This is a genomic window from Amycolatopsis echigonensis (genome assembly GCF_002846615.1).
GTDB lineage: Bacteria > Actinomycetota > Actinomycetes > Mycobacteriales > Pseudonocardiaceae > Amycolatopsis > Amycolatopsis echigonensis.
In genome coordinates this window covers 5,640,128-5,654,799 of the sequence record NZ_PJMY01000003.1, presented here as the reverse complement: position 1 = coordinate 5,654,799, position 14,672 = coordinate 5,640,128, and the positions used below count along the sequence as shown (strand labels likewise).

At 67.0% G+C, this 14,672-nt stretch carries 18 protein-coding genes; 14 read left to right on the top strand and 4 right to left on the bottom strand.

Annotated features, from left to right (window positions below; all coding sequences use genetic code 11):
* Positions 1–57: 57 nt before the first annotated feature.
* From ATK30_RS31850 to ATK30_RS31785, 14 genes are all read left to right on the top strand, one after another.
* Positions 58–306 carry a hypothetical protein gene (locus tag ATK30_RS31850; RefSeq protein WP_037817432.1) on the top strand — a complete coding sequence of 83 codons (249 nt, stop codon included), beginning with the start codon at positions 58–60 and terminating at the stop codon, positions 304–306.
* 64 nt (positions 307–370) lie between these two features.
* Positions 371–826, top strand: a complete 456-nt coding sequence (locus ATK30_RS31845; RefSeq protein ID WP_235146981.1) for a DUF6879 family protein — start codon at positions 371–373, stop codon at positions 824–826.
* Positions 768–1,679 carry a helix-turn-helix domain-containing protein gene (locus tag ATK30_RS31840; RefSeq protein ID WP_051172796.1) on the top strand — a complete coding sequence of 304 codons (912 nt, stop codon included), beginning with the start codon at positions 768–770 and terminating at the stop codon, positions 1,677–1,679. The genes ATK30_RS31845 and ATK30_RS31840 overlap by 59 nt, the downstream gene beginning before the upstream one ends.
* A gap of 128 nt (positions 1,680–1,807) precedes the next feature.
* Positions 1,808–2,959 carry a hypothetical protein gene (locus ATK30_RS31835; protein WP_063697754.1) on the top strand — a complete coding sequence of 384 codons (1,152 nt, stop codon included), beginning with the start codon at positions 1,808–1,810 and terminating at the stop codon, positions 2,957–2,959.
* Entirely contained in the window at positions 2,956–3,531 is a 576-nt protein-coding gene (locus ATK30_RS31830; protein ID WP_037817339.1) for a 3'-5' exonuclease, read from the top strand. Before ATK30_RS31835 ends, ATK30_RS31830 begins: the two co-directional genes overlap by 4 nt.
* The gene (tmk, locus tag ATK30_RS31825; protein ID WP_037817337.1) at positions 3,512–4,156 is read left to right on the top strand and encodes a dTMP kinase; all 645 of its coding nucleotides are present in this window, start codon (positions 3,512–3,514) and stop codon (positions 4,154–4,156) included. Before ATK30_RS31830 ends, tmk begins: the two co-directional genes overlap by 20 nt.
* A 602-nt stretch (positions 4,157–4,758) precedes the next feature.
* Entirely contained in the window at positions 4,759–5,106 is a 348-nt protein-coding gene (locus ATK30_RS31820; protein WP_037817335.1) for a hypothetical protein, read from the top strand.
* 713 nt (positions 5,107–5,819) lie between these two features.
* On the top strand, positions 5,820–6,260 hold the full coding sequence (locus ATK30_RS31815; protein ID WP_037817333.1) for an NUDIX hydrolase: 441 nt from the start codon (positions 5,820–5,822) through the stop codon (positions 6,258–6,260).
* A 54-nt stretch (positions 6,261–6,314) separates the two neighbouring features.
* A complete protein-coding gene (locus ATK30_RS31810; RefSeq protein WP_134662602.1) occupies positions 6,315–7,148 on the top strand; it encodes a hypothetical protein in 834 nt (277 codons plus the stop codon).
* A gap of 239 nt (positions 7,149–7,387) precedes the next feature.
* The gene (locus tag ATK30_RS31805; protein WP_037817329.1) at positions 7,388–7,720 is read left to right on the top strand and encodes a hypothetical protein; all 333 of its coding nucleotides are present in this window, start codon (positions 7,388–7,390) and stop codon (positions 7,718–7,720) included.
* Entirely contained in the window at positions 7,687–8,676 is a 990-nt protein-coding gene (locus tag ATK30_RS31800) for a hypothetical protein (protein ID WP_134662603.1), read from the top strand. Before ATK30_RS31805 ends, ATK30_RS31800 begins: the two co-directional genes overlap by 34 nt.
* Positions 8,676–9,134, top strand: coding sequence for a helix-turn-helix domain-containing protein (locus tag ATK30_RS31795; RefSeq protein ID WP_199817962.1), 459 nt, complete (start codon positions 8,676–8,678; stop codon positions 9,132–9,134). Before ATK30_RS31800 ends, ATK30_RS31795 begins: the two co-directional genes overlap by 1 nt.
* A complete protein-coding gene (locus tag ATK30_RS31790) occupies positions 9,131–10,042 on the top strand; it encodes a Scr1 family TA system antitoxin-like transcriptional regulator (protein ID WP_037817326.1) in 912 nt (303 codons plus the stop codon). Before ATK30_RS31795 ends, ATK30_RS31790 begins: the two co-directional genes overlap by 4 nt.
* Before the next feature lie 74 nt (positions 10,043–10,116).
* Positions 10,117–10,674 carry a transcriptional regulator gene (locus ATK30_RS31785; protein ID WP_037817324.1) on the top strand — a complete coding sequence of 186 codons (558 nt, stop codon included), beginning with the start codon at positions 10,117–10,119 and terminating at the stop codon, positions 10,672–10,674.
* Between the two features lie 526 nt (positions 10,675–11,200).
* On the opposite strand, the gene ATK30_RS46490 is transcribed toward ATK30_RS31785, so the two are convergent.
* The 4 genes from ATK30_RS46490 to ATK30_RS31765 form a co-directional block, all read right to left on the bottom strand.
* Positions 11,201–11,374, bottom strand: coding sequence for a hypothetical protein (locus tag ATK30_RS46490; RefSeq protein ID WP_199817961.1), 174 nt, complete (start codon positions 11,372–11,374; stop codon positions 11,201–11,203).
* Between the two features lie 284 nt (positions 11,375–11,658).
* Entirely contained in the window at positions 11,659–12,609 is a 951-nt protein-coding gene (locus ATK30_RS31775; RefSeq protein WP_037817323.1) for an alpha/beta hydrolase, read from the bottom strand.
* A complete protein-coding gene (locus ATK30_RS31770; protein ID WP_078870641.1) occupies positions 12,587–13,576 on the bottom strand; it encodes a glycoside hydrolase family protein in 990 nt (329 codons plus the stop codon). The genes ATK30_RS31775 and ATK30_RS31770 overlap by 23 nt, the downstream gene beginning before the upstream one ends.
* Before the next feature lie 69 nt (positions 13,577–13,645).
* Positions 13,646–14,671, bottom strand: coding sequence for a LacI family DNA-binding transcriptional regulator (locus tag ATK30_RS31765; RefSeq protein WP_037817322.1), 1,026 nt, complete (start codon positions 14,669–14,671; stop codon positions 13,646–13,648).
* Position 14,672: the final 1 nt, after the last annotated feature.

Genomic DNA, 14,672 nt, shown 5'->3' with positions numbered 1-14,672 from the left:
GGTGTCGTGCGTCACGATGGGAGCAACAAGAAGCAAGTTGCTCGAAACGGAGGCATGATGCACGTCAAGTTCCTCGGCAAGGACCCCGAATCGCAGGTCGACAACTCGCCGACGCTCTACGCCACCGACCGGACGGACCGCGTCACCTACATCGCACAAGGATGGAAGGTGACGGACCCGCAAGCGCTGGCCTCGATCGGCCCGGTCCCTGACCATGAGACCCTGATCGAGATCCCCGAAGACGTCCTGAAGTTCTATGCTCGTCGCTACGCGTCGGACAAGCCGGAGGAGGAGCACGCTGACTGAGCTGATCAAGCCGGGACCAGAGTTCAGGCAGCTCTTCCACACCTTCGAGCACACAGCTTTCCGCTTGGAGACCTTCGACCAGTACGACGCGACGTACGAGAACGAGTCGCTGCGCAAGTTCCTCGCCGGCGAGCCGGACGACCTGCCTTGGATGCAGAGCTGGCTCGACATGATCCGCGAGGCGAAGGCAAAGGGACGGATCTTCAGCCGTGTGCGCATCGTCTCGATGCCGCTCACGGACTACAGCCGCTTCGGCGTGTGGTGTTCGCAGTTCACCGGCGGGGCGGGCGAGGACATCCGCTACCTGCCGCGCGGCCTTGCCGACCGGTTGCCGAAGCACGACTACTGGTTGTTCGACTCACGCAAGCTGGTTCGGATGCACTTCGACGATGACATGGGATTCTTGGGCGGTGAGGTCGTCGAAGACCCAGAGCAGGTAGTGCACCATAACTACTGGCGCGATGCTGCCTGGCATCACGCCATACGGCGGGACGATTTTGCCAAGCAACAAAGCCTCTGACCCATCGAACGTCCATGAGGCGCGCATGGCGCTCGGCGGTCGGCTCCGTGAGCTGCGCGAACAGGCCGGCCTGACCGGCAGGAAGCTCGCGGAGTCGCTGTCGTGGCACTTCTCGAAGGTCTCCAAGATCGAAAACGGGAAGCAGAAACCCAGCGAGAGCGACATAACGGCCTGGACAAAGGCAACTGGGCACGAGGGCGAAGCACCGGCGCTGCTCGCCTCGCTCCGCACGCTGGAGGTTCAGCACGCCGAGTGGCAGCGAATTCTGCGCGGCGGCATCCGGCCGCGACAGAACTCGCTTGCCGAACTGGATCAAAAGACACAGCTGTTCCGGGTCTTCGAATCCACCGTGATTCCCGGGCTGCTGCAGACCTCCGAGTACGCTCGCGCGCGCTTCGCGGAAAGCATCCGCGTCTTCAAGCTTGCCAACGACATCAACGACGCAGTCGCGGGCCGCATGAAGCGCCAGGACATCTTCTACCGGCCGGACAAGCGCTTCCACTTCGTTCTCACCGAAGCTGCTCTGCGCTTCCGGCTGTCGTCTGTGCCGGTCATGCTCGGCCAGCTGGACCGCCTGGTCTCCATCTCCGCACTCCCCAACGTCAAGCTCGGGATCATCGGCTTCGACACTCAGTACACCGCGGCGCCGTGGCACGGGTTCTGGTTGTACGACGATGAAAAGGTCCTAGTGGAGACATACTCCGCGGCTCTCAATCTCGCCCAGCCCCAGGAGATCGAGCTTTACTCGAACGTCTTCGGCGAGCTGGCCGCCGTCGCAAGCTACGGCCGGGCCGCCCGCGCCGTCATCACGCGCGTCATGGACGACCTGGCAGGGCAGCTGCCCCAGGACTAGCGCTGAGTTGCACTGATAGGCGACGGTCTCGTTTGTTGCGAGCAACAATGAGCAACTTGCTTCCGTTGCGATCGTATCTCCTCCTACTCTCCCTGAGTCCGCCCCGGCCGACCTTGGAGACGAGCGACGTGATCACCCCAGTACCTCTGCTCAGCAAGGACCGGATAGACCAACTCTCCGACCGCGCACGCGAGGTGGTCGAATACCGCAAGAGCGGGCTGAGCCTGAACCACATCCAGGGATGCTCGCTGGGATGCGCCTACTGCATCCGGCATACCTACGGGTTGTGGGACAAGGATCAGCCGGTTGCGCTGATGTCCGATGCGCAAGCAGTGGAAGAATTGGTCCACCACCAGTATTTCCGGCCGCACGTCACGCCGGTCCAGTTGTTCAACCGGGCCACTGAGCCCTTCTTGCCGAGGGTCCGCCCGCACACCTTTGCGGTGCTTGAAGAGCTGGACGAGCGCGAACTGACCAATCACGTGCTGGTCATCACCCGCCACCAGCTCAAGCCCTACGACATCGACCGGTTGAACCAGCTTCGTCACCTCAAAGTGACGCTGCTGTTCACCTATTCAGGGATCGGCGACCCGAAGATCGAACCGTACCCTTCGCACGTCGCAGCCGAGTCGTTGAAGATGATGAGCGCGCCCGCATCGCGGATGTACCGGACGATCCTCTACTGGCGTCCGCTCGTCCCGGGTCTGAACGACACCGATCAGCATCTCGCCGTGGCCCGCGAATTGAGCACGCATGCCGACGCTACGGTGTTCACCGGGCTCTTTTACCGCGACCAGATCGCCGCGTACTACAAGGCCAACCGCCTCCCCGAACCCTACCCGGACACCGCACGACGCAAGATCGTGCCCGAAACGCTGGAACGTCGCGTGCTCGACGCGTTCGCCAGCTCGACTGCCTTGTTCCGCAAGACTTCCTGCGCCGTCTCGTACGTGCACGGCCTGCCCGACTACAACGGTCACTACGGCATCCGGGAGCTCTGCGACATCTGCCCGCTGTCCCAGCTCGAACTATGCGCCGGGGCGCACCGGGTGCCAAGAGCGGAAGACGTACACCGTTGCGCCAGCGTGTTGCCAGAGGCGGGCGGCGTCAACGTCGTAGACATCTCTGACCGGGCCGTCGTCGTGTCCGGTCTGGAAAACGAGCAGCCGCGGTACTTCCTGCAGCACGCGTTGGGATTCCAGGTGCACGACGTGAAGCATCCGCACCGTGCGCACCGGCACGGTCGCGCCGACATCGGATGGACAGGAGTTCCTGCATGACCGACTGGGCTGCGCTCAGCTACGTCGTCGTCGATGTCGAGGGCAACGGACAGCGACCGCCGGACCTGGTCGAGCTTGCAGCGGTACGGATTGAACACGGGCACCTCGGCGATCCCGCCTCGTGGTTGGTGCGGCCGCCCCGGCCGATCACGCCTTTTGCGAAGCAGATCCACGGGATCGCCAACGAGCACGTAGCAGCGGCTCCCGCGTTCGCCGAGGTCAGCGCCGAGGTGCGGAAAGCTCTGGACGCCCCAGCGCTCGTCGCCCACAACGCTCATGTTGACGTCGGTGTGCTGGAACGCGAACTCGGCGATTGGGAATGCCCTGAGGTGTTCGACACGCTCAAGCTCGCGCGACGCCTCCTGCCCGGCCGGCCGAGCTACAAACTCGGCTCGCTCGTCGAGGCATTCGGGCTTGACCACGGGCTGGCCGACATGCAGAAACCGCATCGCGCGGAGTACGACACGATCGTGACCGCTCGGCTCTTCGCTCATCTCGCGAGCAGCCGGTCACTCGAGGAACTCCGGGGCCAGTCGAAACGGGGAGGCGACGATGAACCGTCCCTCTTCTGATCCCCGTCGCGGCCTGCTCGTCAGCGTCGACGGCCCGGGCGGAGCGGGAAAGACGACGATCGTCCGGCATCTGGCACAGCTGCTCCTCGCGGAGGGCCGGCAGGTGCACGTGACGGCGGAGCCGTCGAGCGGTCCGATCGGGAAGCTGGCCGTCGAGCTGACGCCGACTGTTACCGGGCACGCGCTCGCGTGCCTGTACGCGGCTGACCGGTACCACCACGTGGAAACGGAGATCAAGCCGCGCATCCAGGCTGGCCACATCGTGATCTCCGACCGATTCCTGGCATCGGGGCTGGTCGTCCAACGCTTCGATGGCGTCGATCCGGTGTTTTTGTGGCAGCTCAACGAAGAGGTCGAACGACCGGACCTCGCGGTCATCCTCGATGCCGACCCCGACGTAATCGCCGAGCGGTTGGAAGCACGCGGGCCGCACAACCGATTCCAGCGCCAGCAAGGCAGCAGCCTCCTCGAAACCAGGTTCTACCGGCAAGCGCACGAAATGCTGGACGAGGCGGGTTTTCACACTCTGGCCGTGGACTGCTCCAACCGTCCGCCCGAGCGTTCGGCCGCGATCATCCGCGACGAACTGAATGCCCTGATCGAACCCGTTGACGCAGCAAACTGATCGGTGACGGCAATGTCCGGCTTCGACGCAGCAGCCACCCCGGCGGCCTCTTGCGCCTGCTGCACGGCGCGCACGCCTTCCGGGGACATCGGCGGCGGACGGGTGCGGTCGAGCCCGACGGCGTGCCCATTCTGCCCGTAGCAGCACGCCCAGGCACCCTCTCCCGTCCGCCGCCCCCTTTGCCGCGGCGGAGGCGGCTGACCCCGACCGGTCGCCTCCGCCGCGTTCCACCCTGAACGAGAGGTGTCCGGAATGGCCGGACCAGCAACACGACGCCTGTGGACCACGCCCTACACATGCGGGCGCGATGGCCTGCAGCACGAGATCACCGATGAGGCGTTTCGAGCCGCTCGCCAGCGCGGCGTCGCCCTCGTCGCCGTCTGCGGTCGGGAGTTGGAGTGCTCGCTTGCGATCTCGGCACCCGGTGCCCCGTGTGCGGCGTGCGCTCGAATCGTTCAGCAGTCGCGTGAACGGCAGTGCGAGATGCAGCGTGCCGTTCTGGTGCTCATCAAGGACGGGCAGGAAGGGCGGCATCGCCGGCCCCGGTCGATTCGCTGGCCACGCCGCGTTCACGGGCGAAGCCAGCATGCTTGGAGGGCGTCATGACCAACGGCGACAAGCCAACGCAGACCAACCGCGCACGCGAGACTGCCGCGCCGATTCTCGTTCGGGAGCGGGACTGCACCGCGGAAGGCGAAGCGAAGTTCCTGAAAATCCTCGGCAGGGCGCGGGTGTACAACGAGGCGACCACCGATGGCATCCTGGTTCTGGACTTGGCGGAATTGGCACGGTCCAGGCACCTGCTCGCATGTTGGGCTGATCTTCGGTTGCGGGAGCTTCCCTCGTACTCGACGGGCCGACTGCCCGTTAGCCTGCCCGCGCAAGACATGCTCGCCGAACTGTTCGGACGCAACAGGAACCGACTGCTCGCTGAGCTGAAGGCAGCCTGACATGCCCGGGACCAGCCCTCCTGCGGCGTCTTACAAGGTGTGTCTCGGGTTTCTCCCTTTCGTTCTTCGCCGCGAGGCAGTCATGCACAAGGTTTCGCAGAAGCTCCTCCGGATCCTGTGCCGCGGACACACCTGGCTCGGGACCAGCGAATGCGGAGTCATGTGCCTTGCCGACGGGGAGCCTCCCGGCGGCCTCGTTCCGATGTGGTGCATCAAATGTTTCCCGGCGGGCACTGTGCCCGCCTCGCGTAGGAGAGGAGCCAGCAGCCGTGACCGCCTGGCCCCATACCGCGCAGGACGCGGCACGAATTCCCCCAGGACGCGCAGAACCCCCGGGCCAACCGGACGAGATGGAGCTGCCCTCCGTGACGTGCCCGCGCCCTCTGGACGACTGGATTGCCACGGGGATCGCGTGGCCGGTCGGAGATTTCGACCTCCTGCCGGTCACCCGCTAACAGCGAGGGTTGCCTGCGCTGCGCCGAGGCCGGGGGCACCTGGAGATTTCGCGACAGGAACTCTGCCTCCTCCGTCCACAACGAGGAAGGCACCGGCATTCGTTCGTTTGCCCCAGGAATACGGGCGCTCGTACGGCTTCGTGCACCGGTTTTGTCCGAGTCCGGAATCCGCATGCGCAGCCGAGGCGGCGTTGTCCGCCAGCTTCGCCCGGACACACCTATCGGCTGAAGCCCGCACGACGTGATCGGAGACCAGTTATGCGCAACGACGCCATCCACGAGCATGGTCCGCGTGTCGTGGCCTATGCGCTGATCGGCCGTGAAGAAGACCTCCTGTTCATCACCGACGACACCGGCGCGCTCGTCTTGCCGGGCGGCCCGGTCCCCGACGGCGAACCAGTCGAGCACGCACTCCGCCGCACCCTGCGCGACCAGATCGACGGAACGATCGCCGGACTGGAATTCTGCGCCGTGATCGAACACGAAGCTAGCAAAGAGCCGCCCAATTCGTTGTCTGAGCTGGCGTTCTTGTTTGACGTGACGCTCGACGACACCGACCGCATCGCCGCTCGCCGGCCTCATGCGCATCGGTGGGCCGGCGAGACTGATGTCGCATTGCTGCGTCCGGCAATGATCGCCGACGCGCTCAGGTCCGGCGACCTATCCGCAGGCGCTCCCTGGCGGGCGTGGACACCGTGACCGCATCCAGAACCGTCTCCTGCCGTCGCTCACGGGCCGAGGCAGGACAACGGATTGCCCGCACTCAAGCACGCAGGAGGAGCCCAATTGACGTCACCTTCAGCGACAGGGAACCGTCGACGCACCGCCGCGACGGACGTCCTTCCGGACATCGCAAAGCTGACCCAGCTCAGCGACGAGCAACTGGAAGAACTGGTGCTTGCCAACCTCGGCCCGGACGCAGCCGGGCTGTGGGAGTCCCTGATCGCCCCACCGCTGCTCGGCCGTGTCCGGGCGATCTTGGTAGCGACACAGCACAGAATCGACAACGACCTCCGCACACGACGATCGAGACGCAGCGAACGGCGCAGCAAGCTGGGCCTCGACCTGACGTCGCCCTACGAACAGAGATACGACCAGTGGCGTGGCCGCGTCACCGTGTTCAAACGCCTCGTCGAGACCAGGCTGTCCCAGACACGCGCCGCCACGGCCGACGAAAACCACAGAGCAGCCGCTCTGAACCATCGGCACCGCAACGCCGTGCGGATGCTCGCCAAGGCCATCGACTGCCACCGCCGCGCCGTGGGCACCGCCTTCGATCCCGAGCCGGCCGATCGGGCGCTGTGGCAGGTCCTCGACGACGTCACCGTTCCCCTGGGGCCACAAGGAGTTTCGGTGCCAGTCCGCGACATGCTCGACACGTACTGGTCGTTCGACGAGAACCACCCGAGCCCGCCGCTCAACCTGTTCTCGCAACACGCGCAGAAGGACACGGCTATGGACTCCGCTGAGGACGACGGCCCAGACATGACCGAACCCCCAGCGCCCTGGCCGGAAGACCTGGAGGTATTCGCCGAGGCCGTCCGGCCGACGACGAATCCGGTGCGGGCAACCGACGGCAAGGACTAGCACGCTGCCGTCCGGACGGCAGCCGCTGGGCTGCTGTCCGTGCCAGATCCTGCGTGGCCCGCCGGAAAAGGACAGGAGGAGAGAAACCATTGCAGCCACTGGCAAAGACCGCCGGGACACGCCGTCTGCGCGACAGACACGATGTCCCGCGACAGGAAGCACTCGGTCACCGAAGGCCGGCAACGGCCAACGAGAGCCGACGGGACCCGCTGAACGCCTGCCGCTGCGGACTGCGCTCCTTGTCCCAGGAAATCAAGGCGGACGCGGAATCCGACCGCGCCGAACCCAGGACGATCCGGCTCGCCTACCTCGAGATCACCAGTGTCCACGGTCCGAACGGCTGGACGTGCAACACGCACCACAAGGAATTCTGCACCAACAACTTTGACGAACCCGATGCCTCGATCTCGTGCGCGTGCGGCCTCTACGGCCTCGGCGATGCCGCGCAGACAGTCACCGCGGTGTGGTCGCGCACGACCGACAGGGCAACCGGATGGAACACGACGGAACTGACCACCACAAGACACGGACTCACGAAATGCCCGACCAGTACACGCCGGATCAGCTGCTGATGGCCGATCACGGGACCCCAGTTGCGAGGGACCGAACCGCATCGCTGGCATGGCGACGGCTTTACGACGCTCCCGGCTTCGTCCACGAAACCCCCGACCATTGCGGACGAACATGGCGGATGTGGTTCGCCGACGCCGGCACGTCCCGCGACCCGCATCCCCGAGGATGGCGACTAGCCCCGCTCGCCGCGCTCGATCAGATCGCCTTCGTTCCGCACACCGGAGACGGCCGGGAATTCGACGCCGCCGCCGCGCTGATCAACGCGGACGCGCGCGACCGTGCGAGACCACCGCGGCGCGCCGGAGCGCGTCCCTCGACCGAAGCACGAATCCAACTGCTCAACGAAGCCGCACCGACCAGTCTGCACCGGCACCTCCCGGGCCGACAGCACGCCTCAGGCGTCGCGGTGACCCTGCACCTGGACACCGGCGACCTGACCGCGTGCATCGCCGAAGGAGACCTGCCGGACCGGACCGCCTGGTGGGCGATCCCGTGCGTGACCACCGCCGCCGCGAACCGCGCACTGCACGAGATCGCCGGCCTGGCACCACCGCTGCTCGCCGCTGACCCCGCAGAGCCGTACCAGGTCCGCGGCCCGGGCGAGCTGGCCCGCCGCCGGATCCGCGAGCACCTCGCGTCGGCTTTCTCCGACGACGACCTGGTGCTCGGCATGTACGCCGGCGACTGGTTCGAGAAAGACCCCGCATCCTCCGGAATCACCGCCGCAACCCGCAACGACGAGCTGACCGCGTGGGTCGCTGCCTACGAAGAAAACGTCGCTTCCGGACGCTGGCGGAGGTTCTTCCCACAGGGCTTGGACATCGGCGGGTGTCGGCACGTGGTGCTGCGCGGCACCCTACAGTGGGCCCGCACGCACCGGGACCTATTGCGCGAAGGGTCGCGCGCACCGCGACACCAGCCGTCGCGGGATCGCACCGAGGACCGGCTGCCGTGATGCCGACCCGTATCCCTGAGCGGCAGAGCCGTAACGAACAAATGGCGCAGGACTACCGGGACGGCAAAACGATCACGTGGATCGCCGCCGCCTACGGGCTGTCGCTGAGCTGGACCGGCCGGATCCTCCGGCAGCAGGGCATCGCCATGCCTCCTGTGCGACAAGGGGTGAAACGCAAACTCAACGTCGCGCAAGTCGTCCGCGACTATCAGCACGGAGCCACCATCCAGACCGTTGCGGATACCCACCACGCCTCCTACGGCACGATCCGCCGACTGCTCCTGCGCGAAAAAGTCGCCATCCGGCCCCACGGCGGACAAAACGCAATCACCCCGGCGGCACGGTGCCAGCCGCCTCCGCCGGTCGCAGGCGGCGAAACCGGTAAGCCGCACCGCCGCGGGACCGGCCCGCGCAAGTCCGACGTCGACAGCAGCGCAAGAACATGGACATATTCGTGACGAAGAGCCACAACACATCTCAGCCATCGCCGCGGCACCTGTTGCTCGGCGCCGTCCTGCACGCACAACGCAGCACGACCAGGATGACTCTGCGCGAGGTAGGGAACTTGATCCACAAACACCACGCGCAAATCGCGCAGTGGGAACTCGGCGTCCGCAAGCCCGACGCCGAGCACGTGGGAGGAATCCTGTGCGCCCTGCGCATCTGCCCAGACGACCATGCCTACATCTCCAGCCTCGCAAGGACCACCGACCCCAGCGTGGTCATCCTCCAACCGGCACACCACCGCCACCATGCCGAGGCACGAAAACACTTCAACCAACTCGCCAGGTCCTTCGTGGACTACCATCCCACGCTGATACCCGCGTCTGTGTGGACATCCGACTACGCACGCGCCGTCCTGAAAGACCACGGCGCCACCCCCGGAGAGATCGGGGAGTTCGTCAACGCCCAGGCGGCACAGCGACGGCTTCTGCAGACCCCGACCACGCAATCGCGCAGGAAACAAGTCGAGATCTTCATCGGCGAACCCGCCCTGTCCGGCCCCGCCCCGGCACCGGACATCATCCTCGGCCAGCTCCGATTCCTGCGCGCACTGGGAAACGCGAACCCCATGGTCAGGGTGCGCGTCCTTTCACCGGAAATCTGCGCCCGCCCGACGCTGGGGCACCCGTTCACCTGCTACGAGACATCCGCCGGCCCGGTCGCCTACTTCGCGCACCACAGCGCCGGCGTCTTCGCCCCCGACCACGGAGCCTACCGACGACTGACCGCAGACCTGCGCCTGCTCGCACTGTCCACAAACGACTCTCGGCAGGCGATCAACGACCGCATCCAGGAACTCGACACACCCTCCCCGGCGACAGAACCTCCCTGCACGCCCGCGGCGAGCGAGGCCCGCTCATGACACCCCGCTCCGCCGTCGGTGACACGGGCACACCGGATGCTGCTGGCGAACCGGTCGAGACAGCGGGAGCGTTCGTGCGCAGGCACCGGCAGGCGTTAAACCTGAGCATCGACGACCTCGCCGGCCGCTCCGGAATCAGCGCTTCCACCATCGGGATCCTCGAACGGGGTCGCACCCCACTGCGATCGCTGTGGACCACGGCCGCCTTGGCCTATGCCCTGAAAGCCGACCCGTACTCGCTCGTGATCGCCGCAGGCCGCGGTTTCCCGCCAGCTTCGCACTCAGACCGCGGCCGGGAACACCGCCCCACGACCGTGGCCGACATCGCGAGCCCGCGCCGATCCGCGGTCTGCTTCGGCGAAGTGCTCTACCTGTGGCGCACCAAGCACCATCGCACTCTGACCCACGTCGCCCGACTGTCGGACACCGACCGCTTACGGCTGTCACGAATCGAACGCATGACGGCCGCGCCGTCAATCCCCACCGTCGTGAAGATCGCCGACGCCCTGGACCTGCCGCGCACGGAGCTGCTGATCGTGGCCATGTGCGACCAGCTCCGCCGTGACCGGTACGCCCACGAAGGCAAGGCCTACACACCCCACGTGCGCGACCCGTACACCCGATCCGTGTGACGGCGGCACCAAACCCAAGCGCATCGCCGCCGGCCAAGGCACGCCGGGACCCTTGCGGACAACCGGAATCCTGTCCGCAGACTCGGTCTGTCTGGGCGGCCCGCCGACGCGCATTGCAGCACACGCGGATCCCGGGACCAGCGCAGCTGCCCGTCGCGGGCCCTCAACGTCAAGCTCGTCTACATCGCCGAAACCCTCGCCGACCCCACATCGACCTCCTGTCCGAGCACGGCGACTATAGGCTCGCACGACCGAATTCGAAGCATATCGCTCGATTGTGGTGTGCCTGCCACGCCTGCCAGGCTCGCCAGCCGCTCATCGACCTACACGGCCAGGAGGATCGGCCAGCGCCTGACCGGCGGTGGAATAGATCTCCAGGCGCCTTCGAGCCCGGACAGCTGCACTGGTCGCAACGCCGCCGACGAAGCAACAACGCGCACCCAAGTCCCCTCCTCTGCCCCGCTCTTTGCCTCGACCAGCAAGGTCAGCCCCGCCGAGCCGAAGAACGTCACCTCCTGTAAATCGATCACACGCGGTGCCGGACGCTCAGCCAGCGCCGCAGGAACGCTGCCTTGAGCTGCGGCATCGTCACATTGTCAACGTCGCCCGACACGCGCAGCAGCACAGCCCCCTCGATCCTCTCCAAGACAACTGGCATGTCGAACTTCGCCTCCGCCGGCCGGTCGTTGGGGAACGTCATCGGCCACAAAATGGCCTTCCGGGCAGCCATCCGCGACTAGAGCCGTCCTGGCGCGCCTACTGCCAGCGCCAATTGCCGGTGAGGCGGAAGACCGGACTTGCGGCGCGACTCCGGCACCGACCTGCTCGCGCCTCGCCTGAAGCCAGTAAAACTGAGCAAGGCCGTGAATATGACTGACAAGGCCCGTCGGGCGAACGGCGCGCCAACACATTCGCAGAAATGGCCCGCAAGGCGATTTAACTGTGGAAGCAGAACCTGCTCACCCTGATCCCAATGGCCCTCGTTCAGGACGAGTGGGAGCGGTGTGCTTGGCGGAGGACGGCGACAGCTTCGTCGCGCCAGGCTCGTGCGCTCGCCATCGTTTTCGTGAAGGGAGGGCTGATGTGGATGTGGCCTCGGCCGAGGGTGAATGTCGCGGGGACGCCGGCGTCGTTGAGGCGTTGTGCGTATGCTTCGCCGTCGTCGCGCAGTGGGTCGTATTCGGCGGACATGATGTGTGCCGGCGGCAATCCGGAGAGGTCGGGGGCCAGGAGCGGCGAGACGTACGGCGCGTTGATTTCCTCGGGGGACGGCAGGTAGTAGTCGAGCAGCCTCGTGATGTCGGCTGTGGTGAGGCCGTACCCGGTGCCGTTGGACCGGTGGGACGGCAAGCTGCCGGTGAGGTCGACGCACGGCACTTCGAGCAGTTGGAAGGCGATCCGCGGGCCGCCCTCGTCGCGCACCTTCAAGGTCAGTGCCGCGGCGAGGTTGGCGCCTGCGGAGCCGCCGCCGACGGTGATGAGGTCGGGGCGGATTCCGATTTCCTCGGCGTGCTCGGCGGTCCAGAGCAGTGCGGCGTAGCAGTCGTTGAGTTCGGTGGGGTATTTGTGTTCCGGTGCTTTGCGGTAGTCGACGGCGATGACGACGCACCCGGCGCCTGCGGCGCGTTCTTGTCCCAGGATGTCGATGAAGGGGTTCTTGGCGCTGCCGCCGATCCAGCCGCCGCCGTGGAGGTACAGGTGGGCGGGCAGGCGAGTGTCGGCGATGGGCCGGTGGATCACGAGGTCGACGGTTCCGCCGTCGACCGGGATGGTGACCTCGCGGCGTTCCTTGATCGGGGGCCCGGGTTGTGCGAGCTGCTGGGCGAGAGCGGCTGCTTGGGCCGCTTCTTTCGCGCGGAAGGCGGGGAAGTCGATCTGCTCCGGCAGCGGTTCGAGCGAGAGGAGCAGGGATTCAGCGAAGGGATCGAGCGGCATCGTGCCTCCTGGTCTCGAGCAGTGACAGGCGGTCCCGGACCGGGTTGACCGGGGTGAGGGATCCGTTGGCGCAGCGGACGCGGACGGGGTCGGACAGTTCGCCGGCGAACCGGCCCTCGCGGCGCTCGACGAAACCGAGGAGGCACCAGGAGCCGGCTGCGTCCTGCACGAGCCGGGGGGCGTACAGGTTGGGCACCGGCACCGGCCGGGCCAGCGACAGGTCCCACGGGCCGGTGACCGAGGCGCCGGGCACCGTCCACAGCAGCTGGTCGGCGTCGTCGCGTTCGGACAGGTTGCTGCAGAACAACAGCAGCGGCTGGCCGTCGACGACGGCGGCCTGGGGGACCTCGAGGTGGCCGAACCCGGCCGGTTCGGTCAACGGCGGACCGACGTCCCAGTGCAGCAGGTCTGCCGAGCGGGCGTGCCCGACGACGCCGCGGCTGCCCGGCGGGGCGTCCTTGGCGTGCGCGGTGACGAGCATGTGCCAGCCGTCTCCGGCGGGGTCGGGGAAGACCCAGGGGTCGCGCCAGGCCTCGCCGGCCCAGTCGCTCGCGTCGTGGTCCTCGTACCAGGCCGGGTCTGGTTCGACCAGCGGTCTGTTTCCGTGGCGGTGCCAGGTTTCCAGATCGTCGGAGATCGCCAGCCCGATGCGCTGCACGGCACGGTCGCGGGACTGGGTGACGCCGGTGTAGAAGAGGTACCACCGCTGGTCCGGTCCGCGGACGACGTTGCCGGTCCAGGTGGCGAGGTCGTCCCAGGCGGGTCCGTCGGACGGGACGAGTGCGTCGGCGCGCAGGTCCCAGGTGCGCAGGTCGTCGGACACGGCGTGGCCGATCGAGGCGCGCCGGTGGCGGCGCTCGGGATCGAGCAGGGCGCGAGAGGCGCGGAGGAAGAACGCGTGATGGCGTTCGTCGTCGTCGCGCGTGTACCAGCTGTCCCAGATCCACGAATCAGGCAGGCGCAGCATCGCAGTTCTCCTAGATTAATCGATTTAGCACAGGGGTGCGTGAGATCGGCAAGCGGCGGGCGGCGCAGCTCAGCCTGCCGGAGGGGCTACGGAGGAGCGTTCGCGCAGCGGCATCGGCACCCAGCGGATGCCTGGTTCGGGGTTCGCGTCGAGCACGAGCTCGGCCGCGAGCTGGCCCATTGCCTCATGGGGCAGCGCGGCGGTCGTGAGCCCGGGGCGCAACGCTTCGGCGATCGGGTCGTCGTCGAAGGACACGACCGAGAGATCGGCGGGGATGCTCAGCCCGGCTTCGCTGGCCGCGTTGTACGCGCCCACGGCGAGCCGGTCGTTCATGCAGATGACTGCCGTGGGGCGGTTGGGGCGGCGCAGCAGGGCGGTCATGCCGTCGAAGCCGCCGGGAACGTCCCAGTCCTCGGTGTACTCCGATGCGGCGAGCCGGTGGCCGTGATCCGCCAGCGCTTTCCGGATACCCTGCATGCGAAGTTTCGCCGCGAGGGACAGGTGAGCATCGCGTTCGTACGCCTCGTTGCGCCCGAGGACCGCCACGTTCCGGTGTCCCCGATCGAGGACTGCCGAGGTCACGGCGTAGGCCGCTTCCTCTTCGGCGGGCAGGACAGCGGGGAGTCGGCGGTTGCTGGTGGCGTTGAGCAGTACGGTCGGCAGCGTGAGCAGCTGGGGCGGCACGGTGATCCGCCTGCTGGACATCGCCGCGTAGATGACGCCGTCGACCTGCCGGTGCAGCATCGCGTCGATCGCGTCGCGCTCGATGTCGGGATCGCCCTGGGTTTCGGTGATCAGCACGACGTGGTCCCGTTCGCGGGCGGCGTTGAGGGCGCCGCGGATCATCGCGCCCGCGAAGCGCGTGGTGACCACCGTGTCCGAGATCAGCGCGATGGTCGCGGTCTTGTTCAGCCGCAGGCTGCGGGCCGCGGGATTGGGCCGGTAGCCGAGCTCTTTGGCCGCCGCGAGCACGCGCTGCCTCGCGTCCTCGGAGAGCCGGGTGCCCTCGCGTCCGTTGAGCACCCGCGAGGCCGCGGTGGTGGACAGCCCGGCCCGCTCGGCCACGTCCGCCAGCGTCACCCTTCGCTGAGCCATG

What these genes read in the sequence shown, in the direction of transcription:
- ATK30_RS31820 (WP_037817335.1), top strand. Translation starts at nt 4,759, where the DNA reads ATGACCAACGGCGACAAGCCAACGCAGACCAACCGCGCACGCGAGACT.
- ATK30_RS31765 (WP_037817322.1), bottom strand. Translation starts at nt 14,671, where the DNA reads ATGGCTCAGCGAAGGGTGACGCTGGCGGACGTGGCCGAGCGGGCCGGG.
- ATK30_RS31800 (WP_134662603.1), top strand. Translation starts at nt 7,687, where the DNA reads ATGCCCGACCAGTACACGCCGGATCAGCTGCTGATGGCCGATCACGGG.
- ATK30_RS31795 (WP_199817962.1), top strand. Translation starts at nt 8,676, where the DNA reads ATGCCGACCCGTATCCCTGAGCGGCAGAGCCGTAACGAACAAATGGCG.
- ATK30_RS31775 (WP_037817323.1), bottom strand. Translation starts at nt 12,609, where the DNA reads ATGCCGCTCGATCCCTTCGCTGAATCCCTGCTCCTCTCGCTCGAACCG.
- ATK30_RS31815 (WP_037817333.1), top strand. Translation starts at nt 5,820, where the DNA reads ATGCGCAACGACGCCATCCACGAGCATGGTCCGCGTGTCGTGGCCTAT.
- ATK30_RS46490 (WP_199817961.1), bottom strand. Translation starts at nt 11,374, where the DNA reads ATGACGTTCCCCAACGACCGGCCGGCGGAGGCGAAGTTCGACATGCCA.
- tmk (WP_037817337.1), top strand. Translation starts at nt 3,512, where the DNA reads ATGAACCGTCCCTCTTCTGATCCCCGTCGCGGCCTGCTCGTCAGCGTC.
- ATK30_RS31850 (WP_037817432.1), top strand. Translation starts at nt 58, where the DNA reads ATGCACGTCAAGTTCCTCGGCAAGGACCCCGAATCGCAGGTCGACAAC.
- ATK30_RS31830 (WP_037817339.1), top strand. Translation starts at nt 2,956, where the DNA reads ATGACCGACTGGGCTGCGCTCAGCTACGTCGTCGTCGATGTCGAGGGC.
- ATK30_RS31770 (WP_078870641.1), bottom strand. Translation starts at nt 13,576, where the DNA reads ATGCTGCGCCTGCCTGATTCGTGGATCTGGGACAGCTGGTACACGCGC.
- ATK30_RS31840 (WP_051172796.1), top strand. Translation starts at nt 768, where the DNA reads ATGCTGCCTGGCATCACGCCATACGGCGGGACGATTTTGCCAAGCAAC.